Below are 24,506 nucleotides of genomic sequence, written 5' to 3' on the forward strand. Positions count from 1 at the left end.
ATATACCCTTTTTTCCGAAAATCACTAGAGGATAAGAGTCTGCCAGTTAAAAAAGGAACCTGACTTCTCCGGTATTAGGAAGAGTCAGGTCCCCTTATTCAATCAGTTCCTATTTCATTCAAGTACAACAGTTTAACCGCCAACACGGGCAAGCTCGCGCATATTCGCTTCAAATGCAGCCATCAACGCAGCTTCTCCGGTCAATCCGGTTTGTTCTACCTTGCGAATTTGCTCCATCATCCGTTTGTAATCCTTCGGAATGACACGAACGAAGTTCGGCAAGCTATCTGCCCACTGATCCAGTACCCGTGCGCCAGCCGCACTACCTGTAAGCTCGGTATGGCGGATAATCAGCTCACGCAGCTCTTCGATCTCCTCAGACTCTTCCACTCTCTCGAGCAGTACCATTTCGAGATTGCAGCGGCCGATGAAGGTTCTATCTGGGTCGTAGACATAAGCGATACCGCCTGACATCCCTGCCGCAAAGTTACGGCCAGTTTCACCAAGGACAACCACTCGGCCTCCAGTCATGTATTCACAGCCGTGGTCACCCACGCCTTCTACAACAACCTTCGCTCCGGAGTTACGGACGGCAAAACGTTCACCAGCGATACCGTTGATATAAGCTTCTCCACCTGTTGCACCGTAGAATGCAGTATTTCCGATAATGATATTGTCCTCAGCAGCAAAGGTAGCTTTCGGAGATGGCTTGATAATAATCTTACCACCCGACAATCCTTTACCTACATAGTCATTGGAATCTCCTTCCACCGTAAGCGTGATTCCCTTAGGCACGAATGCACCCAAGCTTTGACCAGCAGAACCGGTGAAATGAAGCCGAATCGTATCGTCCGGCAAACCTGCGGCCCCATACTTGCGGGTCAGCTCGCTGCCAAGGATAGTTCCGACGGCACGATTAACGTTCGTGATTGGCAGTGATGCCTCAACAGCCGTACCTGATTCCAGTGCAGGTGCTGCCAGGTCGAGCAGCTGCGAAACATCCAGTGTCTCTTCCAGACCGTGATTCTGGTATTTACTGCGGAAGCGTGTGCTTCCTTCCGGTAATTCCGGTGTATGCAGCAGGCTGCTCAAATCTATGCCTTTCTTCTTCCAATGCTTCGACGCCTGAGTTGCATCTAGACAATCGGTACGGCCTACCATCTCTTCAATTGTACGGAAGCCGAGACTTGCCATAATTTCACGTAGATCCTGTGCGACGAAGGTCATAAAGTTAACTACATGCTGCGGATCACCGGTAAAGTTCTTACGAAGATCCGGATTCTGTGTAGCTACACCAACCGGACAAGTATCCATTTGGCAGACACGCATCATAATACAGCCAACAGATACTAGTGGAGCAGTGGCAAAACCATACTCTTCGGCCCCAAGCAATACAGCTACAGCCAAATCGCGACCGCTTAGCATTTTACCATCTGTTTCCAGAACTACACGGTCACGCAGATTGTTGAGCATCAATGTCTGATGGGTTTCAGCCAAGCCAAGCTCCCACGGAAGACCCGCATGACGAATGGAGTTCATCGGCGATGCCCCGGTACCTCCATCATAGCCACTAACCAAGATAATATCAGCGCGCCCTTTGGCTACACCCGCAGCAATCGTACCCACTCCAACTTCCGATACGAGCTTAACATTAATATTTGCACGTGGATTTGCATTTTTCAGATCATAGATCAGCTCTGCCAAATCCTCGATAGAGTAAATATCATGATGCGGTGGAGGTGAGATCAGACCCACACCTGCTGTTGAGCCACGTACTTCAGCGACCCAAGGATAAACTTTACGTCCTGGAAGCTGTCCACCTTCCCCTGGTTTAGCGCCCTGCGCCATTTTAATCTGGATCTCATCAGCGTTAACTAGATAGTTCGAGGTAACACCAAAACGTCCAGAAGCTACTTGTTTAATCGCACTGCGACGTGAATCACCATTGCTATCCGGAATATAGCGGGCTGGATCTTCGCCGCCTTCACCTGTATTACTCTTGCCACCGATCCGGTTCATCGCAATGGCCAATGTCTCATGTGCTTCCTTACTAATGGAACCAAAGGACATTGCACCCGTCTTAAACCGTTTCATAATGGATGATGCCGGTTCTACTTCTTCCAGTGGAATCGGTTCATAGGCTGACTTGAATTGCAACAAGGAACGGAGCGTCAACTGCTTCTCGCTTTCCCCTTGAACAAGGGCAGCATATTTCTTGTACATATCATAATTCCCGCTACGCACAGAGTGCTGAAGCAGATGAATCGTCTGTGGATTGAATAGATGCTCTTCCCCATCATTACGCCATTGATAATCGCCACCGGAGTCAAGCACCTTATCATTTCCGTCTTTTTCTGTAAAAGCACGGTTATGATGGATAAGCGCCTCAGTTGCCACTTCCTCCAAGCCAATACCGCCAATCCGGGAAGGTGTCCAAGTAAAGTAACGATCCACGAACTCAGAGTTCAGACCCACAGCTTCAAAAATCTGCGCACCGCGGTAAGATTGAATCGTCGAAATTCCCATTTTGGAAAGAATCTTAACTACGCTCTTAGTCGCAGCTTTAATATAGTTCTTCACTGCTTTTTCATGCGAGATTCCCCGCAATAAGCCTTGGCCGATCATGTCATCCAAGCTTTCAAAAGCCAGATAAGGATTTACTGCGCTCACACCATAACCGAGCAACAGCGCATAATGATGGACTTCACGTGGTTCACCGGATTCCAGCAAAATACTAACTTTCGTCCGTGTTCCTTGGCGGATCAAATGGTGATGCAGACTCGATACCGCAAGCAGAGCTGGAATCGCAGCATTCTCACTGTCCACACCGCGGTCAGTCAGAATCAGAATGTTATGCCCTTTAGCCATAACACGGTCAGCAGCCTCGTTCATGCGCTCAAGCGCGATGCGTAATCCTTCTGCCCCAAGCTCAGCCGGAAAAAGAATTGGAATAGACATCGATTTGAAGCCTGCACGGCGAACATGGCGAATCTTAGCAAAATCTTCGTTCGAAAGAATTGGCGTTTGCAGCGAGATCTGGCGGCAGCTTTCCGGTTCCGGTTTAAGCAAATTACGCTCTGGTCCAATCGTAGTCGTTGTGGATGTAACCAGCTCTTCACGAATGGCATCGATGGGTGGATTCGTTACCTGAGCAAACATTTGTTTGAAATAGTTATAGAGACGTTGCGGGCGGTCCGAAAATACGGCGAGTGGAGCATCATAACCCATGGAACCGACAGCTTCAGCACCAGTAGATGCCATTGGCTCAAGCACCTTGCGCAAGTCTTCAAAAGTATAGCCGAAAGCCTGCTGTAGCTGTTGTACATTGTCATGCTTAGGATTTGGCAGTTCAGGTGCATCCGGAAGCTCATCAAGACTGATCAAATGCTCATCCAGCCATTGGCGATAAGGCTTCTCAGAGGCGATAGCCGATTTAACTTCCTCATCAGAGATAATGCGGCCTTCCTTCGTATCCACGAGCAGCATGCGTCCAGGTTTCAGGCGGTCTTTATATAAGATGTCCTCTGCTGGAATGTCCAGTACACCGGCTTCTGAGGATAAAATAATCATATCGTCTTTCGTTACATAATAACGAGCAGGACGCAGGCCGTTACGGTCCAGAATAGCGCCGATTTGTATACCATCGGTAAAGCCCATTGCAGCAGGCCCGTCCCATGGCTCCATTAGAGTACTGTGATATTCATAAAATGCTTTTTTATCAGCATCCATACTATCATGATTGCTCCATGGTTCAGGAACCATCATCATGGCTACCTGTGGCAGGGAGCGTCCGCTCAAATAGAGAAACTCAAAGGTGTTATCGAACATTGCAGTGTCCGATCCATCCGGGTTAATAACAGGCTTGATCTTGTTCAGATCTTCACCAAACACTTCGCTCTTAAACAATGACTGGCGCGCATGCATCCAGTTCACATTACCACGCAAGGTGTTGATCTCACCGTTGTGGATCATAAAGCGGTAGGGATGCGCACGTTCCCAGCTTGGGAAGGTGTTCGTGCTGAAACGGGAGTGAACTAACGCGATCGCTGATTCCAGCTCTTCGTTCTGCAAATCCAGGTAGAATTGTCCGACTTGTTCTGTAGTCAGCATGCCTTTGTATACAATCTTACGGCACGACAAGCTTGGAATATAGAAGGATTCATCCTCTTCTGCACCACCGTAACGAATGGCAAGCTCTGCACGTTTGCGGATTACATAAAGCTTACGTTCAAAAGACAACTCATTCGTGACCGAAGCCGAGCGGCCGATAAATACTTGACGCACAAAAGGCTTAGCAGCTTTCGCTGTCTTGCCAAGCATTTCATCATAGGTAGGCACATCACGATAGCCGAGTACTATTTGACCTTCTTCAGCAATAATATTGCTTAAGAGAGCTTCATGCTGTGCCCGAACTTCATCGTTATGAGATAAAAAGATCATGCCCACGCCATAATGGCCTTGTTCCGGCAAAGCAAAGCCTAGCTTCTGAGCTTCGCTTGCAAAGAAACGGTGCGGAATTTGAAGCATGATACCTGCTCCGTCACCAGAGTTGGGTTCGCTACCTTGGCCTCCCCGATGCTCCATATTAAAGAGCATTGTCAAAGCATTACTTACGATATTGTGAGACGGTGTGCCTTTAATATGAGCTACAAATCCCATGCCGCAAGCATCTTTTTCGAACTGGGGATCATACAGGCCCTGTTTTACGGGCAGTTCAGTGTGTTTCATCGAACGCAACCTTTCTATTATAAAGTATGCAATGTCTTAGGAAAATTTTTCACATGAAAATCTTAATAATTATTCAATCCAGATTAGTGCTATTATTTTATCACCGAGGTATCATCAGCGCAATTTAAACTTTTTTATGATGCTGATTAACAATTGTTTTTGCATCACAGCTTTAGCGAGTAAAAGTTTAAAAAAACTTCATGTTGCATAATTATACATAAATAACGCATAAGTGCATATGCAATGAAAGCGTTGCAAGATTTTTCAATCCTTCTAATATGTTTGCAAGAAAAAGGGTTTTTATGATTTTAAATCAAAAAAAGCGTCTCCCGGAGGAGACGCTTTTTTATACTTTTTTTTCAAAAAATTTATCAGTTTATACAGTCAAAACTTGTTCACTATTCACTCCAACTTCATTCTCACGGCTACGAGTCATGAAGTAAGCGAAGGTAAGAGCAAGGAATCCAAGACCAAAGATTGCCAGGATACCTACATCTCCCCACATTGCACTGAAGTCACCTGTAGAAATTACTGCTTTGAGACCACTAACTGTGTAAGTCATTGGAAGCAGTGGATTAAAGAATTTCATCCAGTCAGGGATCAATTCAAGTGGGAATGTTCCGGCACTAGTTGTTAATTGGAAGATAAGAATAACGATAACAACGAAACGTCCCGGTTGATCCATCCAAGTAACAATCGCTTGAACTACCCATGTGTAAACTAAGCTTGTTAAGAATGTAAATACGAAGAATAGCGGTTTACTTTGTACTTCCAGTCCAAGTCCGTACAATACAACCACAGCAGCCAGCATAGACTGGATAAAGCTCATGATTGTGAAGGTAAGCGTACGGCTGATGAAACGGTTCATACGGCTAGCACCAAGGACAGCCGAATCACGCATTGGAATAACAATTGTTGAAATCAAAGCACCTACAAACAATCCAAGGGATAGGAAGTAAGGAGCAAAACCTGTACCATAGTTCGGAACATGATTCACAACTTTATCCTCAACCACAACTGGTTGTGCGAACATTTCCATCATTGCATCTGTTTTGTTCACACTGCCTGTTTTTTCAGCAGCATCGCCAAGCTTAGTTGCCAGTTCTGTTGATCCAGATTTCAGATCATCCATACCATCTTTCAGCTCGCCTGCGCCATCAGCCAGTTTTTTCGAACCATCTGCAACCGCACTGATACCGGAACCTAGTTCGCCTACACCGCTAAGCAGTTTTGAGGTACCATCACCAAGTGCTTTACCGCCTTCAGCCAGCTTGCTGCCTCCAGCTGCAGCTTCTTTAAGCTTCGCACCAAATTGTTGCATTCCTGCATTCAGCTTATCGCCACCAGTTACAAGTGCAGATGCGCCTTGTGCCAGTTTTTGTTGTCCTGTCAACAGCTGTGTGCTACCAGCATTTAATTGCTTTGCTCCATCATGCAACTGAGTTACACCAGCAGCTACCTGCTGTGAACCCGAGTGCAGTTGAGTTGCACCTTGTGCCAGTTGCTCTTGCCCACTGTGGAGTGCAGTAGCACCCTGTGCCAGCTGCTCTTGGCTTTGTTGTAGTTGCTCACTGCCTTGTGCCACGGCTGCACTAGCTGCCAGCAGCTTCTGTACCGCTGGATTTTGTGCCAGCTCAGGACTAGCCTGTGCCAATTGCTCCAATCCTTGAGCTACCGCTTTAGCACCCTCAGTTACCTTCGTGCTGCCTGCGGCGGAAGCTTGCAAACCCGCTTCCAGTTTCGCGCTGCCATCTACGGAAGAAGTTAAGCCCGCTTCCAGCTTCGCGCTGCCATCAACTAAAGATTGTGTTCCTGCTTGTAGTTTAGAAGTACCATCCACAGCAGACTGTGTTCCCGCCTGAAGCTGTGTAGCACCTGTTACAGCTTGTTTCAAGCCGTCACTAAGCTGTTTACTGCCGGCAGAACTTTGTGCAACACCGTCTTGAAGTTGCGTATGTGCAGTAGACAATTGTTGCAATCCGCTTGCCAACGTGGTTGATCCTGTTTTAAGCGCCGTAGCACCTGCATTCAAATCAGTCACACCTTGTGTAAGGGGTTCTACACCATTTTGAAGTTTACCTGTACCATCTGTCAGTACAAGTAGATTATCTTTCAGCTTCAAGGCTCCGTCATCTAGCTTACCAGCGCCATCAGCGATCTTGGAAGCACCATCTCCGGCTTCGCCCAATCCATCAGATACTTCTGTAATCTGATTGAATACAGACTCAACATAAGCTTCTGTTACTTTAGCAGATACTTTATTTTTAATTTCTGCTACAGCCGTACCACCGATCTGACCAGCCAAGAAGTTATAACCTTCATTTGGCTCATAAATAATTTTTGCCGGCTGTGGTTCATCATCCATAAGAGTAGTAGCTTTAGCAGAAAAGTCTTCCGGAACAATGATCGACATATAATAAGTATTGTCCTTCATTCCTGCTTCCGCTTCTTCAAGGGAAACGAAGTTCCACTGGAAGCCGTCGGTTACCTTCAACTCTTCTATAAGATCATTACCGGCTTGTAGTTGCTTGCCTTCATAATTAGCGCCGACATCCTGGTTGACCACAGCAACCGGAAGTTCATTCATCTTGCCATACGGATCCCAGAATGCCTTCAGGAAGAATCCGCTGTACATCACCGGAATAAATAGGATAGCAATCATCGGAATCAGCACCTTCGGATTTCTAAGGGCTGCTCCAAGATCCTTGGTAAATACGGATAATGATTTCATTCTGGTTCTCTCCTTATGAGCTTATGCTCTCTTTAAAATGCTTTGTTTGCGAAATATTACGTAACACTAAGTGACTGTTTTCCCCATTCGGTCAATTTAGGGCATAAAAAAATGCCTTGCGGCTCTTCTTCAATGCCTAATCATCTTGAGAATTGTTAAGGGAAAGCGAATCGAGTGATGCTGAGAACGCCATCCCTATCCTGAATCAACCCTTACTGTGCCAATCCTTCGGCGAGAAACAAATGAAAATACATCTTGATCTGTTCCTTGTCCAAGGGAGTATGTGTTTTATTCAGTTCAGCAGTCAATACAATATATAATCTGAACATGACTACCGAGACGATTTTGGGATCGCAAGGTTTGATTTCTCCCTGTTGGAGCGCTTGTTGCACCTCCCGTTCTAAATATTCTAAAACTACGTTCTCGATCTTCTCGAGTCCTTCTCCAGCCTGCGGCGTACCGAATTCGCGATTCTCCTGGGAAAGTTTTATGAATAGCTCCTGCTCACTTCGAAACTCAAGCAGAGCATCCAGCACACGATGCAAGTTATCAAAGAAAGGTCTGTCTCGCCTGATCTCCCGCTCAGCTATCGTCTTCATTTCCATCATCATATCGCGCAGGATCTCGTCAAACAATTGCTCTTTGTTTGTAAAAAAGGTGTAGATGGTTCCCTTACCGACATTTGCAATCTTAGCAACCTGATCCATTGTAGTTGCCTTATAGCCAAATAATGAAAAAGATTTCGCTGCGGCCTGAAGCACCTGCTGTCTTCGATCCACCACTGCCACCTGTGCACACTTCCTTTCTCCAGAAAATATCGTTCCCGCTGACTTCTGACCACTTTACTAATCCGGTCAATTGGTCATTCACTACTTTATCATGTTGTTTTCTAGTTTGCAATACTTTGGGCGAACCTTTTATTTTTTTATTTATTGCAGGGTTTTAACTTTCTATTTACGTCTTACTTGTATAATGTGAGTATAGTATAGATTTCCTAGTATAATTAGAAGAAGGAAAGCATTTCTATAGAAAAGGAAAGTAGCAGGTGAACTTATGCGAAAGAAAAGAGTACTGCTGTTTTCGGAAGGCTTCGGTACGGGCCACACAGGAGCAGCCTATGCTCTGGCCGAAGGAATAAAGCTGCTGAATCCGGATGTCCAGTGCCGAGTCATCGAGCTGGGGAAATTTCTTAACCCGACGGTCGCCCCTTGGATTCTTTCCGCTTACCGCAAAACAGTTAGCAGCCAGCCTAAGCTGGTCGGCATGATGTATAAGACACAATATCATAAATCATTGAACCCGTTGACTAAAATGGCGCTTCACCGGATTTTTTATACACATGCTTCACAGGTGATCGAACAGCTAAAGCCTGATTTGATTATCTGCACTCATCCCATTCCGGCTGCGGTCATTTCCAGACTAAAGCGTCGTGGATTAAATGTACCTCTGTATACATTAATTACAGATTATGATGCACATGGGAGCTGGGTAAATTCCGAGGTCAATCGTTATCTCGTATCTACCCCACGCGTCAAATCCATTCTGACAGGCCGTGGGATCGCTCCAGAGCTAGTAACCGTCACTGGCATCCCAGTGCATCCAAAGTTCTGGGAACGCTCCAACAAGACGCTGCTGCGCAAGGAACTGGGATTGGCTGATATCCCAACCGTACTCATTATGGGTGGAGGTTGGGGGTTAATGTTCGGCAAAGAGATTATGCATTCCCTCACCGCCAGAATGGATGATATTCAGCTCGTCTTCTGTATGGGCAGTAATGAGAAGCTAATCGCCAAAATGAAGTCCAATCCACTGCTCAATCATCCCAATGTTAAAATTCTGGGATATAGCAGTGAAATCAATAAATTGATGGATGCCTCAGACCTGCTGATCACGAAGCCTGGAGGGATGACCTGCACAGAAGGTCAGGCCAAAGGAATTCCGATGCTTTTCTATAAAGCTATTCCAGGTCAGGAAGAGAAAAACTGCCAATATTTCGTAGAGCTTGGGCTGGCAGAGGTGCTCGACTCGGAGGTAGTGAACAAATGGTTCACTATGATGCTTCGTGAATATTCAGTTCTGGAAGAGCAACGCAGACGACGTCTCGCTCCAGATAAACATCAACCACAAAGCTGTGCGACTACTGTTCTGAAGATGTTAGGTAACCCCGTAAGCGAGGCAACTGAAATCAGAGGCTCTAGAGCGCAAGCACGTAATGAAGAACCTGTATGTATTACACCTTAAAGAATAAGCAGGTAGTCAGGGAATTTCCCCCGGCTACCTGCTTTTTTTAATATAAATCGGATTGGTTTAAATTTCTACACTCTCACCAGCTTTAAGCGGGAAACCTTCCACTCCCTCTTGGTGCAGGCGATCGCAGAAATCAGCACCATCCTGAGCAATATCCGGAAATGTATTGTAATGTAGCGGGATCACCTTATCCGCCCGCAGCCAGCGTGCGGCCAGCAAGGCGTCATCCGGTCCCATGGTAAGCATATCGCCTATAGGCAGAGCTGCCAGGGCAATCGCATTCGTTTCTCCAATGAGGCGCAGATCACTGAATAGCGCGGTATCCCCCGCATGGAAAATCGTCTTGCCCTCAATCGTCAATAAAATCCCCGCGGGTTGTCCAGCATAAATCCAAGAGTCGCCCTCCTGAATGGATGAGGAATGAAATGCCTGCGTAAATTTCACAGTCATCCCGGCATAGCTATGACTACCACCTATATTCATGTGCTTTACCTGTGCACCCTTCATCCGGCAATATTCGGCAAGCTCAAACACCGCAAAGATCGGACAATCATTCTGTTTGGCAATTTCGACAGCATCTCCAAAATGGTCAGAGTGGCCGTGAGTAAGCAGAACGGCATCAACGGAAATATCGGCAGGTGAAATACCGGAGTTCGGATTGCCTGACAAAAAAGGGTCAATAATAACCTTCACGTTCCCCGTCTCTACCAGCAGAGCTGAATGTCCATAATAAGTGATTTTCATGGTTATCTTCCACCTCCAGATTCATATAGTTTAGTTTACCCTATATAGCGCTGAGGTTCACAGATCCACCAAATTTATTTATAAAAAGTATGATTGCCAATGGTTTTAACATAAGTCTGTGTATGATGTACGGTCAGATCCTGTGCAAGTTTTAGCGACAAGAAAAAGTAAGTATTATCGGGAACTTCCTTTACTCCGGAGAGTGCAGCATTCACCGCTTTAATACTATCATCGTTAGGCTTCACACGGTTAAGACGCCCGTTAGCTACAGGGCTGAACTGGCTCTTCTGATAAATAACCTTATATATCGTGTCGGGGAAATTGGCTGACCGCAGCCTATTCAGAACAACGTTGGCAACTGCCACCTTGCCCTTGTACGGTTCACCTTCCGCCTCTGCCATTACAATTTTTTGTAGCAGAAGCAGTTCTTCTTCGGATACAGCGTAGCGCCGGGTTGCTTTACTTTGCTGCTCCTGGCTTAATAGCTCTGTCCGAGAGAAGTACAATGTTGTGAGGGGATGTTTCTGAGAAGCCGAGACTGTCTTCGCTGTCGCCTGACTACTCTTTGTTGCTGTTTCCGCCAATTGCGACGCTTTTTGCGCAGCTGGCTTGGATTGTACTACATCAGCCTTCACCCGAATAATGGAAACGTTCGATGTGTTTTTTGTGTTTTTTTGTTTTATTTTTTTTACACTAAGCCATTCCACACCCTTCGCCGGTTTCCAAGCGGAACTTAAAAGACTGAATGTGTTATTAAGCTTATTGGCTTGTGTAACTTCAGTAATGCCCCTCGTAATGCTACTCGTTATACTAGACTTCGATTCATCTTGCAAAAGAGAAAGTACGGATGCACGGCTGGTGGATTGCAACTTATCCATCTGCACCCTGTCCATCTTCCCTTCCGCAACTTGTTCGGGTTGCAATAAGCTTATGGCAGAGAAACACACTAGTATAACGCCAACGAGCAACGCAATATAGCGGTTTTGTTTAAAAATTAACATGATATTCCTCCTATTTCACGGCACATTCCTATTGTATGTAACCGAAAACGGAAGCTTTGAAAACTTTATTATCGATTTTAAACTGTAAACTTTTCAATAATTTCATACATAGGAATGGCATACATTCTGGTAGCATACAACACAAAACTATCAATCGTCCAGTCTCTCTGATAGTTTTTTAGGTTCCAATCATCATCCAATTTCAGTAAGTTTTCCAGCAATTTATCATCATATGAATTTTTTCCCCGGTACTTTCGAGCCACGGTAAGATGCGGTTTATAGGCCCTGGATTCGCCTGAAAAACCTAGTGGAAACGTCGCTGAATGCACTCTGGCAGCTAATGAATTTAATGCCTCTATTTCGCCGGAAACCCCTATCCACAGGACTCTTGGGGAAGCTGGAAGACCAAATGTGTCCCATTTGTCCAACGACAGATTGAAGGGTCTGCCTTGACCAGCAGTCCGCCTCAAGGATTTTACTAAATCTGGAATTTCAGCCTTTGGGGTATCTCCTAAAAATTGCAGGGTAATATGATAATCTTGCGGATTTGTCCATTTAGCAAAATCAAAATTTTCAGATAGCTTTGAACATGCCTGTGCCACTATTTCTTGCAGCTCAGAAGGTAATTTCACAGCTAGAAAAAGCCGTTCTGATTCGTTCTCTGATGGTTTAGCATCCATGGTCAATTTCACCTTCTCCAATAGATTTGGTATTCTTAACCTATAACATGATCCATATCCATTAAACCACAAAGTAGGAGGAACACATCATGACTAAGTCTATAGTATGTCTACAACCACTTACATCTCAGCAGCAGGAAAGGATCAAAGCGGCTGCCCCAGGCTATACATTTACACAAGGAGACGCAAAAAATCCGGATTTGCAGCTGCTTGCAGAAGCAGAAATTGTAATTGGCTGGGCAAAAGGTATTTCGGATACACTCCTTCGCCCCGAGTCCTCCCTTCGCTGGGTTCAGTCCTGGTCTGCTGGTATTGAGAAGCTTCCTCTCGATCGTCTTAAGGAACAAGGAATCCTGCTTACCAGTGGGAGCGGAGTTCATGCCGAACCTATTTCTGCGGTAATCTTCGGGTTCATGCTTCTCTTCACACGTAATTTGCATACGGCTGTACGTAATCAGCAGAACCGGATTTGGAAATCTGATGGCAGTGAAAGCGAGCTGTTCGGTAAAACAGCCGTAATAGCTGGAACTGGAGCGATCGGCAGTGAAACCGCCAGAATTGCTAAAGCCTTCCGGATGAAGACTATCGGTGTCAGCCGTTCCGGTAAACCAGTCGCAGACTTTGATCAAATCTATACAACAGATCGTTTATCCGAAGCTGTAAGTCAAGGCGATTTCATCATCAACACCCTTCCTATTACCGATGAGACCAAGCATTTATTTAATGCCACCAGCTTCTCCGCGTTTAAAGAAGGCTCCTATTACATTAACATTGGCCGGGGCGCAACTACCGATACAGAGGCGCTGATCGATGCATTGAATCGTGGACAACTCCGTGGCGCTGGGTTGGATGTTTTTGAGACCGAACCCCTTCCGCAGGATCATCCGCTTTGGTCTATGGAGCAGGTTATCATCACTCCACACTCCGCTGGAATTACAGATCAATACGCTGACCGGATTGTTAATATTTTTACCGAAAATGTGAAGTCTTACTTATCATCAGGCACGCCTTCTCTAAATCTTGTTGATTATGACCGGCAATATTAAAAATAAGCTTTACAAAACAGGAACATCTGTTCTATAATAAGAAAATCCAAAGTTATCCATAAAGAGAGGGTTAGTGCAATGAAGGTCACGGTCACAGAATATAACGAACAATGGGGTCTAATGTTCAACCAAGAAGCTCAGAAGATTAAAGATATCTTTGCTGATGCCCTCGTTGATATTCACCATATTGGCAGCACTTCTGTTTCCGGACTCAAAGCAAAACCAATCATAGATATAATGCCTGTAGTACGAAATATCGAAGCTGTAGATGAGTTCAACCGGCAAATGACAGCACTTGGTTATGAATGTATGGGTGAGTTCGGTATCAGTGGCAGAAGATATTTCAGAAAAGGCGGAAATAGCAGAACCCATCATGTTCATGTCTTCCAAATGGATAATAAGATAGATATCGGTCGTCATCTGGCTGTAAGAGACTACCTCCGATCACATCCGGAGGCGGTTAAACAGTACGGAGATTTAAAAGATACTCTTGCCAAACAATTCCCAGAGGATATTGGAGCTTATATAGACGGGAAAGAAGAATTTGTAGTTAATCTTGAAAAAACTGCATATGAGTGGTATTTAAATCAATAATCCTTATAAAAATAGCCCCTGCTGTTCATTTAGATCATCCTAAATGAACAGCAGGGACTACTTGTCTAAGAGCCTCTAATCCAAATCATAAATCGAGCCGACTTTCAGTCCGTACAGCTCATTATATATTTTCTCTGCAAAAGCATCAGTCATCCCTGCGATATAATCAATCACCATATGCTCCCAGGTCCAAATCGGCTTTGCCTGCTTCTGATCTTTCTCAAAGCGCTGCAGCCAATCCGATGGAATAATGGCTTTAGAGGTCTGTGGATCCAGAAATGCTCCCCATAGACGGCGCAAAATCCACTCACTACGTTTCTGCAGCCGCTGCACACGCAAATCACGGATCATAGTGACCCATGCGAAGCTTTTCAGCACACTGACGGTCCGCAGCATATCTTCATCTTCTTTTCCTTCCTTTATAAAGGTGACCTTCTTCCAGTCTCCATCTTGGATCACTCCCAAGCTTGCGACAAAGGTACTTACCCAATAAGCCTTAACTTCACGTCGAGTGCGGGAATAATCGTTTTCACAGGTTGGCATTTTTTCCTTCCAAACCCGAAGAAATGAACTGAGCACTTCCTCGACCTTCGCGCGAATACCTTCCTCTTCCCAGCCCTTCCAGAAGAAATCCTCGAGCGTGGTGATTTTCTCCACGATTAACCGCTGGATATAAGAATCATGCATAAAGTGTTCATGCACTTCAATCTTTCCGGCTTTAATCCCATCCTCCAGATCATGTGCAGAATAAGCGATATCGTCACAAAGGTCCATAAGCTGAGCCTCCAACGTTTTCTTACCTGCTGGTATTCCCCATTCTTTGCGGATCTCCGAAATATATCCCCATTCGTGCAGGTACATCCCCTTCTTCAGCGAGGTGCCGGGAAAAGGATACTTATTTATGCCTAGCAGCACAGCATCCGACAGATTTAGGCCATCAATATTTTCACGCTTCTCCAGAAACATAATCAGCCGATAGTTGTGGGCATTGCCTTCGAAATGCTCATAACGTTGCTTCATCTGCTCATGGATCAGCAGCCGATCCACACCCGTTGCGCCTGATTGCAGCGCAGCCTCGTTAGTTTTCTTTTCAATAAGCTGTTCCAAAATATTATCCAGCACTTCTTCCCCTTTATGTCCAAAGGGAGGATGGCCAAAATCATGAGCGATAGCTGCGCATTCCACTACCTCTGGATCGATAACAAGACCCGGATTCTCCGCCTTAGTGGTTTCCACTTCTGGATACGATCGCAGCAGACTTTTCGCCGCCTCACGGGCAATCTGCGCAACTTCAAGTGAGTGAGTCAGACGCGTACGGTAATAATCACCCGTCCCTGCTCCGAATACTTGTGATTTACCTTGTAACCTACGAAAAGTAGGCGAATGAATCAGACGTGAATAATCACGCTCATAAGCAGCTCTCGACGTTTCAAGGCGGGTAATCTCCGGATATTGCCGGTGTTCTCTTTTTTCAATAAGTGTCATATTCCCACCCCTAACCAAATGTCTGTATATAGTACTTCATTATAAGGCATTTTCATAACTATTTTCACATCAAAATACAAAAGCTAATTTAATTATAAACGGGTATGTGGATAACTATGTAATCATCAGCAGCCAAAATGAATCTCATAACCTGTACATGAAGGTATAGTAGAAAGAAGAAAGAGCACGAAAAAAGACTGGTTGTCTATACAAAACTTAAACTATGAATATACCGACCCCCAAAAGGAGCACTCTAAAATAAAAAAACAGGTGAAATGATGAAAACTCGCAGCAAAATTATGATGATCACCCTTACACTCTTTTTATGCTTCACGAACTCTGCTCTAGGCAGTCCAAGCAAAAACCGCGACTACTACGAAAAAAGAGGAGACATGATTTGGGAAGTACATACTAACCAAAAAGTGATTGCATTGACGTTCGATGACGGTCCTGACCCTACTGAAACCGATCAAATCTTAAAGGTATTGAATCAATACCATGCGAAATGCACTTTTTTTGCGATAGGAAAAAGAATTGCAGCCTATCCAGAGGTGGCGAAACGAGTTATTGCTGAGGGGCATGAATTAGCTAACCATACCTACAATCACGTTTATTTTAAAAGACCTATTAATGAAGCTCAATTTGAGCAGGAGCTAAAATTGACCGAAGAAGAGATTATAAAAGTCTCCGGTAAACATAGTTCACTGTTCAGACCACCAGGTGGCATGTATGACGAGACCTTAGTAGATCTGTCTAACAATATGGGCTTGAAGCCCATATTATGGTCCTGGCATCAAGATACACGTGACTGGAATCGCCCAGGCGTATACAGTATTTCGAACAAGGTCATTCGAAATGCACGTAATGGGGACATCGTTCTGTTTCATGATCATGTGCACGGGCAGTCACAAACTAGAGAAGCGCTTAAAATTATTTTGCCGGAATTAGAAAAGAAAGGCTTTCGATTTGTCACTGTCTCTGAGTTGATCAAATTATCCAGTACACAGCAGGCTGGGAAACAACAATAGCCTAATTGCACAGGACTTCAAAATAGGGTAGTCTTGTCCTAATATGAAGTTCTGGAGGCTTTTGTGATGTCCGATAATACATCCTATACGACAGAGGAAATTGCCCGCTTATTAAAAATATCAAAGTTAAAAGTATATGATCTAATTAAAAAAAGGGAGCTCCCCTCCTACCGTGTAGGAAAACAAATGCGCGTGGATCAATCCGATTTGGAGGCCTACAAACAAAATACACGGAGTGGGGCGTCTACCGCTAACCCTACTACTATAATGGGCCAGACTCCACCAGCAATACCCTTGGCCTTTTCCGGTACAAATCCAGCTCAAATGCCAGCACAATCTCCTCACCTTAAAGCTGTAGGACACAGCTTGGTGATTACAGGTCAGGATATGTCACTGGATATTCTAGCTACCTATTTAGAACGGGCTCTGCCTACTGAACGTCCTCTTCGTTCTTATGCCGGGAGTCTAGACAGCCTGATTGCCATGTATAAAGGGGAATCGGACATTGTCAGCACACATTTACTCGACGGGGATACTGGAGAATACAACCTACCCTATATCCGTAAAATACTCGTCGGATGCTCTTATGTTGTAGTTCGCCTGCTAACCCGAAGTGCTGGTTTTTATGTACAAAAAGGGAATCCCAGAGGTATTCAGGAATGGTCTCACTTAGAGCAGAATGGACTCACACTGATCAATAGAGAACGAGGCTCAGGTGCACGCGTATTATTGGATGAACAGCTTCGATTGCATGGCATTCCAGCAGCCAGCCTATCAGGCTATAAGAACGAGGAGAACAGCCATTTGGCAGTTGCCGGTAAAGTGGCCCGGGGAGAAGCTGATGTAGCTATCGGCACTGAGAAAGCCGCCAAGATTGTCGACGGCGTTGATTTTATTCCTATGATTCAGGAGTGCTACGACCTGGTGATGATAAAAAAACCGGAGCATGAGCAATGGATCGCTGCCGTGATTGATATTTTGCGTTCACCAGCCTTCCAGAATGAGCTTGGATCCATTCATGGATATGATCTCACGGAAACTGGGACGATTATTTATGAGACTTAATGGTCGCAGACAGAAGAAGGATGCAATCTGCAGAAGCGTTTAACTGTATTTTGTACAACTATATTTCTTCGAACAACTAGCAAATTAGATATAACTGTATTTGGTACACCTATTTCTCTTGATTTACTACCCCATAGGCGACTTTTCGAGTTTTAGTTGTATAGAATGCATTTAAAGTTAGAACGACCCCTTATGCAGACCGAATAACTGTATAGAATGCAGTTAACTCACAGATTCCATCAAAATTTGGCAGTTCTAAAAGCTGACATCAAAGTCGCCGGGTTTCCACTTGCCCAGCAACTGCTCAACCGCCCGCTTCAAACCAAAAACACCAGGCAGCAACTCTCCCATAACCGGAGAATCGCTGTCTGGTGTTTTTTTTAAGAACGCCGATTCACAAACATCAGCATAGCGGCTGAAATAACAATAATTGAGCATACCCACATCCACGCGAGCGTCATATTGCCTCCATCTACCGCAACATAGATCGCTGTGGGTAAGGTTTGCGTACGGCCCGGAATATTGCCAGCTACCATGATGGTAGCTCCAAACTCCCCAAGACCGCGGGCAAAGCCAAGAACATAACCGGCTGCCAGCGACCGGCCCGCAAGCGGCAGCGTGACATAACGCAGTACTTGCAGTTCACTTGCCCCTTGTGCCCGCGCTGCATCTTCAAGATCTGCTTCTATCCCTTCGAAACCCGCCTTCACTGTGCGGTATACGAGTGGAAAAGCTACGACTACAGCGGCGATAACAGCTGCCCCCCATGTGAACAGGATCGTCTGCTCCGTCATCTGTTCATACCATCTGCCGATCCAGCTTCGTCGGCCTAAAATAACTAAAAGCACAAATCCTACGACCGTCGGCGGCAAAACGAGCGGAAGCAGCATTATAGTCTCTACCAAGCTGTGGCCGGGAAACTTCCGGCCTGCCATGGCCTTCGCAGCAGCTGTTGCCAAAATGAATACAATAATGCTGGTAATCACAGATATTTTTACGGAAAGCCATACCGGGGCGAAGAAATCAGTCCAATTTATTTCCAACCTTATTCCACCCGCTTCTACTCGTAATTTCTATTTAAGGAAGCAGGAAGCCATAACTTACGAAGATATCATTAGCTTCCTTGCTCTGAAGGTAACTATACAACTCCTTAGCTGCCTTTTGATTCTTCGAGCTCTTCACGATGCCTGCCGGATAATTAATAGCTTTGTGTACATGTGGACCGACCGTCAAAGCGATTTTAGTTTTCTTTGAAGTAAGCGCATCTGTCTTATAGACAAAACCAGCATCGGCATTTCCTGTTTCTACATAAGAGAGAACCTGACGCACATCCTTGGCAAATACGAGTTTGCTTTGCAGCGGATCCCATACCTTTTTCGCTGCCAGTGATTGCTGCGCATATTGACCCGCCGGCACAGATTCAGGCTGTCCCACTGCCACCTTCTTAAAAGCTTTATCCGTAAGCTGAGTAATCGTAGTTAATTTAACCTTTGAATCTGCGGGTACAACTACAACCAATTGATTCTTTAGCAGAACCTTATGATCGGAGATAAGTCCACCTTCCACCAGTGCATTCATCTGTTTATCACCTGCAGAGAAGAACAGATCCGCCGGCGCCCCTTGCTCAATCTGCTTTTGCAGAGTGCCGGATGCCGCATAATTAAAAACCAAATCAATATCGGGATGTTTCTTTTCATAAAGGAGAGCAATCTTATCCAGGCTGTCTTGCAAACTAGCCGCTGCGGAAACAATAATTTCGGTCTTCTTGGTGGCTGCTTGCACCTCTACACCTGAACCTGCAGATAAATTTACAACCAGAAGGATTGCCAATATCCCCATCACGGAGAGTGCCCATTTCTTTAACATTTCCATTCCTCCCAATTTCGTATGTATATATTTAGATGCTATTCTAGCATACAGTTTTTCGTTTTTCTACAACTACAGTAGTGTTTGGATATGTTTAGTTATATATTGTTATAATTAGACAATATATAACGATGATTTTGGCTTTTTGCACACAAAAAAGATGCCTCTGACGCCCTAAATAGGGCTGCAAAGACACCACACGAATGATGTTAATTCTTCATACGAGGGTCAAGCACAGCACGCAGACCGTCACCCATCAAGTTAAAGCCCAGTACCGTCAACATAATGGATAATCCACTCCCCCAGGAACCTCACCCGGATTAATATATTCATTTTTAAGAATCAAATGAATCTTGAGAATACTTTTCTTCTATATAAAATTGAACAAAGGTCAAATTCGAGGATAAAAATAACCCTATAAATTATAATTATGTTATTTAATGTATGATGATATTATAAAAAGACTCACCAAACAAGAGAAATATTCTATAATTTTTGATTTGTAACAATATATGTAAACGAATATTTCATTTGAAGGTGAGAATCCATCTTATTTATATTGTGATATCCATTTCTCCAACTGCTGCCTGAGCACTTCACGATAATATAACGGCTCTATGATTTCAGCATCCTCTTCGAATCTCTTAATCCAGCGGACAAACGCAATATCTTGTTCCAACGCGACTTTAAAATAACAACACCGAGCTTGACGGTCTACTTTATTCGGCTTATAGGGCAGATCCTCTCTCTTAAGCCCTTCCATGATTCGCTCCGAAAATTTCACTTTAAACTCTACCTGCAAACTGTCGCGGTCAAGTGACCATTTTTGCTTCATAAAAGCTTGCAAATCAAATGATTCCTTTGAGAAGCAGCGGTTTAGTGGCTTCACGTTTGAAAAATCGTTGATATGATATGTACGAATAACACCCTGATGATGGCAAAATCCAATGAGATGATAACGATTTTCCAGTGGGACTAAACAATAAGGATCGATGGTTATTTCTTTCTCCTCCACTGCATTCTCACAATAATTCGCTTGAATACTCCTCTGCTTTAATAAAGCCTCCAATATAGGTGTTAAAAAAGATTGATGCTCCATCTGTGCACCGCTTCTTTCCAACCAGCTTGTACCTGCTTCTCTTCTTGCACGTTCTATCGTTTCTTCCCGCTCCGCCTTTCGCTTGTATTCAGCTGCAACTACTTTTTCATAAGCGCCTTCAAAATCGATAGGCAGAACGGGTTTAATATCTTCCATAATATAGCGTAGTTGCGAAAACGCAGACGCCTCTTCTTCCGACCAATCCAAAGGATAAAGTGCAAAATTGCCAATAAAAGCATAGCCTTTTCCATGTCCAAGGTGGGTTATAGGAATATGCATGGCGCTAAGCGCGTCCATATCCCGGTATATCGTTCTCTCGCTGTTGCCGCAGCGTTCCGCCAATTCACGGGCTAATATCCCTGGCTTGGCTTGAACAAGTGTAATAATGCGCATCAGTCGGATTAATCGGTCTGTCATATTCAGTTCCCCTTGATTTATGGTTAAATAGACCCATTATTTTATGAAAAAAAGTAATAGTGTGATAGAACTTTTTTACTATGTTACCACATTTTATATTACAATTCTTCTGATTATTTTCCGCCGAACCCGCTGACAAAACAAATTTATGTATAGGTCTTTTTTCGTCAATATGCATCTTCTAGTTGTATGTCCTATATCAATTTCCAGTAGCAGTTTTCCCCCGCTTCTGATACTCGAATCCAATCTGTTTATACAACATTTCGGCCTCTTTAAGTAGTAAAGGATCTCCAGAACGCACGGCTAGTAATAGTAATTTATCTGCGTGACGGCAAAGCATTTCATGAGCTTGACTATGTTGTCCTTCATTTTGCAACGTGGTTGCCTCCTCAATCGTTTCAGCTGTTTTTAACAATTCCAGATGTTTCTCTACGTGAAAGCAGCAGGTTTCACTCAGAACCTGAGTATGATGGGTGTATTCTAGCTCAAGAACCTTTACTGGAAGCTCTTGAACACGCTCTACGGTTGGCTTTTTATATTTCCACTGTAAGGAAAGAGCTTCATATCTACCTGCAATAGTAGTAGAGATATTGAATTCCAAAGCAATAAACTTTCGTTGCCCCGTTTTTATTTTGCCAAGCTTAAGAAGTAGCGATCTGCCTTCACCGACTTCAAACTCACACCCATACGAACGCTTAAAAGTTACATGGGGTTCAAGCCAAACCCGCAGCTCAATTTCACGCGCAACCACTTTATAACTGCTGGGTCGGCTGTGCTCTGCAGGTATACTCCCTTTCCATTCGACAAGCAAAATAACATTACGATTGCCGCCTGCAAAAATACGATTTTGACTCCATGTGAATACCGGATGAATACTTTCTATCATTATTTCCACCTCTTTCTTTTTTTGGGTCTTCTATTAATGTACCAATAATGGCGGACAACTCCATGTCATGGAATGTATGTTCGGTTCTATATTATCGACAAAAAAAGAGTCATTCTACATGCTTAGTAGACTGACTCTTGTAAAAACAACTCCTTTTGTCTATTTATGACGAAAATTTTATGTTTTTTTCTCATCGACTCCCTAATTTAGTCTGCATTCGCTCTCGCTTGAAAAATAGTCCCAGTGCCCATTTGGCACACAACAGAGAAAATATAAAAAACAGTGTGGCCCAAAATATAGCGGGTATGGGAGTCATTCTTGCCAGATTGCTGGCATCTCCTGCACGGGACGGTGATACAGCAGCCGCGTATACCAGAAATAAACTTCCCATTACAGACTCCTCCAAGGTTAAAAAGGCCAATAACAAATAATAATATTTGCTGGCCTTCTTCCAAACCACCAGCATTAGAATATTTAGCGCAATAAATCCGCCCAACCACATCATGCCAAAGCTTCCTCGCACGTATAGCAGGAGCATAATCAACGCCACACCCGTAGCTAAGATAAGGCCCCAATCATGGCGTCCCTTACTGTATAAATAGAAGAGCAGAAGTGCAAATAAGGAGGCTAGCAAATAACCCGAGAGGGAAACTAATATTGCCTTGCCCCCTTCTTGAATAGCTGAATAGGTTACACCGCTATGATCTGCGTATAATTCAATCCTCAGCACACTACCCGACAGTAGTAAGGTCATCAGAGCATGACCAAATTCATGAATCATCGTGTCTAAATTCCGAAACAAAGATGAAAATGGGATCAATCTAGTCAAAAAAGCAGATCCGATCAGAAGCAATATTGTTTTAAGCCATTTGTTCAATCGACAGCAGCCCCTTTCGTCCAAAGTATACGATAAATAGTACCTCTTCTCAATCGAGATAATCACGGACTGATCGTGTTTAATAATGAGTAAACGAAAACCTTAAGGAGGTAAAAATTACTTTCATTATAAGCATTACCAGTCCCATGGCGTACGCTGTCAGAAGCTGTCAAGCTGTGTTAAAATAAAAGAACTACAAGCCTAAATTGGGTGGTGATTATATAGATGAAGCAACATAAATCCCGAGCATATCTACAGCTGTTATATTCGCTCCTGTTCTTGCTGACGCTTACTGTATGCCTGCCAGCTCCTGTAGCAAAAGCTAATATATTCAGTGATATCTATAATGGAGTTAAAAATTTCTCCGAGCTGCCAAACGAAGTGAATGAATTAAAGGAAGGTTTTCAGCAAACCGCTGAAGAGCTTCAGCAGGCAAAGGATAAGCTCGCGAATACCACGCAGGAGATAGAAGCTTACCGGATACAGAACGAAAGCCTACAAGAGCAGAATCGCCAACTAACGCAGATGGTTGATGAATTAAAAAATGACCGGACGGCACGCGAAGAATATTATCATAAAATCAAAGTGACTATTTTTACAGGGATTGGACTAATCCTAGGTTATTTTATACTGATCCGTTTTATTCGTTTCAGCATGCTTTACCGTTCGCGAAAAGGCGACCGTCTGCGTTAGTCTTACGTATTCATTGAAGATCACAGTCACAGCATGAGGGAGATGAACTATGAACATCGATATCCAAGATGAAAGCGACAGTGGAAGCGGACAAGCCGTAGCCTTCTCCCTTGAGGAGAAGGAAGAGGTTCATGTACTCCATCCACAACAAATTATCGCTTATCAAGGTCCTTCCTCAGGACGAGCGGACAGATTTATGGATGTGAAGGGCATATACCGCAAGCGAAAGTTGATTCGTTCCGATATGGCAGGTCCTTGCCATTTCGTCGCCGCCCTTCCACCAGGCTATCGCATAAAAATCCTGCAGCTCGATGGCAAAAGCGATCTGCTGTACGACTTTAAGCATCTCTTCTTCTACAGTATAGGTATTTCACTGGAGACCCGAGTGCTAAGCATGAAGAATGTGCTCGTTACACGGGACATTGTAAAAGTGAAATTCTCGGGCAATGGCATGATTGGCATACTGACGGAGGGTACGGTCTGTGAAGCTGTACTGCACCCGACCAACCCCCTTTATGTCGATGCAGGCAGCATTATTGCCTACCCTGAGAATGCCAAGCTGGAGCTCACCGTTTACGGCAACCATTTGGCTAGCCAGCATATGAGCTATCACTGGAAGATGACAGGTCACGGGCCTGTGCTGTTTCAGGCAGGACGTCAGAACCGCCGATTCGAAAGAGATAACAACGATGATGGAATTGTTAAACGATTTCTACGCGAGGTAGTTCCCTTCGGGGGTGTGTTTATTAAATAGTTGTGTTCAGCAGTAAAACAACAAAACAAAGAGCGCCATGCGTATCCTATACGCAGGCGCTCTTTGTGGTTCTATCCTTTATAAGAATGTTGTCTTAGGCGATAAAAGCATTCAACATCCAAGCATGTTTCTCAATGCTGCTTCTAATACCAATCAGCAGATCCGCAGTGGGTTGATCAGCCAGTTCTTCTGCAGTAGCAATCGCAGCCTGCAGTTCTTTAGAAACAGTTGTAAAGTCTCTAACCAGCTCCATTACCATACCCTTGGCATCTTCGCCGCCACGAGCTTCCTGTAAATCGGAAAGCTCCAGATATTGTTTCATAGAGGAGGCAGGTTGTCCACCAATAGCAAGCAGGCGCTCAGCCAAATCATCTGCATAACCAGCAGCTTCATTGTAGAGTTCTTCAAACTTCTCATGCAGCGTGAAGAATTGGGATCCGCTAACATACCAGTGATAATGATGAAGCTTTACCCCAAGCAGGAACCAGTTCGCGGTCTGGCGGTTCAAAGCAGCGTGCAGTTCAGTTTGGCTCTTTAGTTGTGTAGTCATTAATAAAACCTCCTA

Annotated in this window: 20 protein-coding genes and 1 pseudogene; 7 read left to right on the plus strand and 14 right to left on the minus strand. The window is 44.4% G+C overall.

The features are described from left to right. Positions 1 to 132: 132 nt before the first annotated feature. From gltB to MKY63_RS05565, 3 genes are all read right to left on the minus strand, one after another. Complete coding sequence (gltB, locus tag MKY63_RS05555) at positions 133 to 4,728, minus strand: glutamate synthase large subunit (protein WP_339811916.1); 4,596 nt, start codon at positions 4,726 to 4,728, stop codon at positions 133 to 135. 376 nt (positions 4,729 to 5,104) lie between these two features. Further along, positions 5,105 to 7,459 carry a YhgE/Pip domain-containing protein gene (locus MKY63_RS05560; protein WP_339171710.1) on the minus strand — a complete coding sequence of 785 codons (2,355 nt, stop codon included), beginning with the start codon at positions 7,457 to 7,459 and terminating at the stop codon, positions 5,105 to 5,107. A gap of 212 nt (positions 7,460 to 7,671) precedes the next feature. Further along, the gene (locus MKY63_RS05565; RefSeq protein WP_076129243.1) at positions 7,672 to 8,247 is read right to left on the minus strand and encodes a TetR/AcrR family transcriptional regulator; all 576 of its coding nucleotides are present in this window, start codon (positions 8,245 to 8,247) and stop codon (positions 7,672 to 7,674) included. A gap of 265 nt (positions 8,248 to 8,512) precedes the next feature. Between MKY63_RS05565 and MKY63_RS05570 the strand changes: the two genes are divergently transcribed. After that, the gene (locus MKY63_RS05570; protein ID WP_076129244.1) at positions 8,513 to 9,700 is read left to right on the plus strand and encodes a glycosyltransferase; all 1,188 of its coding nucleotides are present in this window, start codon (positions 8,513 to 8,515) and stop codon (positions 9,698 to 9,700) included. 66 nt (positions 9,701 to 9,766) lie between these two features. On the opposite strand, the gene MKY63_RS05575 is transcribed toward MKY63_RS05570, so the two are convergent. The 3 genes from MKY63_RS05575 to thpR all read right to left on the minus strand — a co-directional run bounded on the left by MKY63_RS05575 (position 9,767) and on the right by thpR (position 12,131). Continuing rightward, the gene (locus MKY63_RS05575) at positions 9,767 to 10,450 is read right to left on the minus strand and encodes a metal-dependent hydrolase (protein WP_339811921.1); all 684 of its coding nucleotides are present in this window, start codon (positions 10,448 to 10,450) and stop codon (positions 9,767 to 9,769) included. A 74-nt stretch (positions 10,451 to 10,524) separates the two neighbouring features. After that, positions 10,525 to 11,451, minus strand: a complete 927-nt coding sequence (locus MKY63_RS05580; protein ID WP_339811923.1) for a cell wall hydrolase — start codon at positions 11,449 to 11,451, stop codon at positions 10,525 to 10,527. A gap of 77 nt (positions 11,452 to 11,528) precedes the next feature. Further along, the gene (thpR, locus tag MKY63_RS05585; protein ID WP_339811925.1) at positions 11,529 to 12,131 is read right to left on the minus strand and encodes an RNA 2',3'-cyclic phosphodiesterase; all 603 of its coding nucleotides are present in this window, start codon (positions 12,129 to 12,131) and stop codon (positions 11,529 to 11,531) included. Between the two features lie 89 nt (positions 12,132 to 12,220). Between thpR and MKY63_RS05590 the strand changes: the two genes are divergently transcribed. Continuing rightward, a complete protein-coding gene (locus MKY63_RS05590; RefSeq protein WP_076137180.1) occupies positions 12,221 to 13,177 on the plus strand; it encodes a D-2-hydroxyacid dehydrogenase in 957 nt (318 codons plus the stop codon). Between the two features lie 78 nt (positions 13,178 to 13,255). Beyond that, complete coding sequence (locus MKY63_RS05595; RefSeq protein WP_339811928.1) at positions 13,256 to 13,771, plus strand: GrpB family protein; 516 nt, start codon at positions 13,256 to 13,258, stop codon at positions 13,769 to 13,771. 75 nt (positions 13,772 to 13,846) lie between these two features. Here MKY63_RS05595 and dgt read toward each other — a convergent pair whose 3' ends face one another. Beyond that, entirely contained in the window at positions 13,847 to 15,256 is a 1,410-nt protein-coding gene (gene dgt, locus MKY63_RS05600) for a dGTP triphosphohydrolase (RefSeq protein WP_038568916.1), read from the minus strand. 278 nt (positions 15,257 to 15,534) lie between these two features. Here dgt and MKY63_RS05605 point away from each other — a divergent pair, with 278 nt between their 5' ends. Then, entirely contained in the window at positions 15,535 to 16,284 is a 750-nt protein-coding gene (locus tag MKY63_RS05605; RefSeq protein WP_076129284.1) for a polysaccharide deacetylase family protein, read from the plus strand. A gap of 66 nt (positions 16,285 to 16,350) precedes the next feature. After that, on the plus strand, positions 16,351 to 17,349 hold the full coding sequence (locus MKY63_RS05610; protein ID WP_339811931.1) for a helix-turn-helix transcriptional regulator: 999 nt from the start codon (positions 16,351 to 16,353) through the stop codon (positions 17,347 to 17,349). A gap of 380 nt (positions 17,350 to 17,729) precedes the next feature. Here MKY63_RS05610 and modB read toward each other — a convergent pair whose 3' ends face one another. From modB to MKY63_RS05640, 6 genes and pseudogenes are all read right to left on the minus strand, one after another. Beyond that, the gene (gene modB / locus MKY63_RS05615) at positions 17,730 to 18,386 is read right to left on the minus strand and encodes a molybdate ABC transporter permease subunit (protein ID WP_172628881.1); all 657 of its coding nucleotides are present in this window, start codon (positions 18,384 to 18,386) and stop codon (positions 17,730 to 17,732) included. A gap of 40 nt (positions 18,387 to 18,426) precedes the next feature. Beyond that, the gene (gene modA, locus MKY63_RS05620; RefSeq protein WP_339811932.1) at positions 18,427 to 19,215 is read right to left on the minus strand and encodes a molybdate ABC transporter substrate-binding protein; all 789 of its coding nucleotides are present in this window, start codon (positions 19,213 to 19,215) and stop codon (positions 18,427 to 18,429) included. 209 nt (positions 19,216 to 19,424) lie between these two features. Beyond that, positions 19,425 to 19,511 (minus strand): annotated as a pseudogene (locus tag MKY63_RS05625) (oligopeptide transporter permease oppC); the annotation flags it as partial. Positions 19,512 to 19,765: 254 nt separating this feature from the next. Next, positions 19,766 to 20,731 (minus strand): WYL domain-containing protein, encoded by a 966-nt coding sequence (locus MKY63_RS05630; protein WP_076129254.1) that lies wholly within the window; start codon positions 20,729 to 20,731, stop codon positions 19,766 to 19,768. 199 nt (positions 20,732 to 20,930) lie between these two features. Then, positions 20,931 to 21,617: a hypothetical protein gene (locus MKY63_RS05635; RefSeq protein ID WP_076279907.1), complete on the minus strand. Its 687-nt coding sequence runs from the start codon at positions 21,615 to 21,617 to the stop codon at positions 20,931 to 20,933. A gap of 190 nt (positions 21,618 to 21,807) precedes the next feature. Next, on the minus strand, positions 21,808 to 22,494 hold the full coding sequence (locus MKY63_RS05640; RefSeq protein ID WP_076194197.1) for a M50 family metallopeptidase: 687 nt from the start codon (positions 22,492 to 22,494) through the stop codon (positions 21,808 to 21,810). A gap of 225 nt (positions 22,495 to 22,719) precedes the next feature. On the opposite strand from MKY63_RS05640, the gene MKY63_RS05645 reads away from it, so the two are divergent. After that, complete coding sequence (locus MKY63_RS05645) at positions 22,720 to 23,187, plus strand: hypothetical protein (protein WP_076129257.1); 468 nt, start codon at positions 22,720 to 22,722, stop codon at positions 23,185 to 23,187. A 49-nt stretch (positions 23,188 to 23,236) separates the two neighbouring features. Then, positions 23,237 to 23,941, plus strand: a complete 705-nt coding sequence (locus tag MKY63_RS05650) for an AIM24 family protein (protein ID WP_076129258.1) — start codon at positions 23,237 to 23,239, stop codon at positions 23,939 to 23,941. Positions 23,942 to 24,035: 94 nt separating this feature from the next. Here the strand turns inward: MKY63_RS05650 and MKY63_RS05655 are convergent, their stop codons facing one another. Next, a complete protein-coding gene (locus MKY63_RS05655) occupies positions 24,036 to 24,491 on the minus strand; it encodes a Dps family protein (RefSeq protein WP_076129259.1) in 456 nt (151 codons plus the stop codon). Between the last annotated feature and the right edge of the window lie 15 nt (positions 24,492 to 24,506).

The sequence above is a fragment of the Paenibacillus sp. FSL R7-0189 genome (genome assembly GCF_037969925.1).
Taxonomy (GTDB): domain Bacteria; phylum Bacillota; class Bacilli; order Paenibacillales; family Paenibacillaceae; genus Paenibacillus_AQ; species Paenibacillus_AQ odorifer.

Coding starts and splice junctions, on each gene's coding strand:
- gltB (WP_339811916.1), bottom strand. CDS start 4,728: ATGAAACACACTGAACTGCCCGTAAAACAGGGCCTGTATGATCCCCAG.
- MKY63_RS05560 (WP_339171710.1), bottom strand. CDS start 7,459: ATGAAATCATTATCCGTATTTACCAAGGATCTTGGAGCAGCCCTTAGA.
- MKY63_RS05570 (WP_076129244.1), top strand. CDS start 8,513: ATGCGAAAGAAAAGAGTACTGCTGTTTTCGGAAGGCTTCGGTACGGGC.
- MKY63_RS05575 (WP_339811921.1), bottom strand. CDS start 10,450: ATGAAAATCACTTATTATGGACATTCAGCTCTGCTGGTAGAGACGGGG.
- MKY63_RS05580 (WP_339811923.1), bottom strand. CDS start 11,451: ATGTTAATTTTTAAACAAAACCGCTATATTGCGTTGCTCGTTGGCGTT.
- thpR (WP_339811925.1), bottom strand. CDS start 12,131: ATGGATGCTAAACCATCAGAGAACGAATCAGAACGGCTTTTTCTAGCT.
- MKY63_RS05590 (WP_076137180.1), top strand. CDS start 12,221: ATGACTAAGTCTATAGTATGTCTACAACCACTTACATCTCAGCAGCAG.
- MKY63_RS05595 (WP_339811928.1), top strand. CDS start 13,256: ATGAAGGTCACGGTCACAGAATATAACGAACAATGGGGTCTAATGTTC.
- dgt (WP_038568916.1), bottom strand. CDS start 15,256: ATGACACTTATTGAAAAAAGAGAACACCGGCAATATCCGGAGATTACC.
- MKY63_RS05605 (WP_076129284.1), top strand. CDS start 15,535: ATGAAAACTCGCAGCAAAATTATGATGATCACCCTTACACTCTTTTTA.
- MKY63_RS05610 (WP_339811931.1), top strand. CDS start 16,351: ATGTCCGATAATACATCCTATACGACAGAGGAAATTGCCCGCTTATTA.
- modA (WP_339811932.1), bottom strand. CDS start 19,215: ATGTTAAAGAAATGGGCACTCTCCGTGATGGGGATATTGGCAATCCTT.
- MKY63_RS05630 (WP_076129254.1), bottom strand. CDS start 20,731: ATGACAGACCGATTAATCCGACTGATGCGCATTATTACACTTGTTCAA.
- MKY63_RS05635 (WP_076279907.1), bottom strand. CDS start 21,617: ATGATAGAAAGTATTCATCCGGTATTCACATGGAGTCAAAATCGTATT.
- MKY63_RS05645 (WP_076129257.1), top strand. CDS start 22,720: ATGAAGCAACATAAATCCCGAGCATATCTACAGCTGTTATATTCGCTC.
- MKY63_RS05650 (WP_076129258.1), top strand. CDS start 23,237: ATGAACATCGATATCCAAGATGAAAGCGACAGTGGAAGCGGACAAGCC.
- MKY63_RS05655 (WP_076129259.1), bottom strand. CDS start 24,491: ATGACTACACAACTAAAGAGCCAAACTGAACTGCACGCTGCTTTGAAC.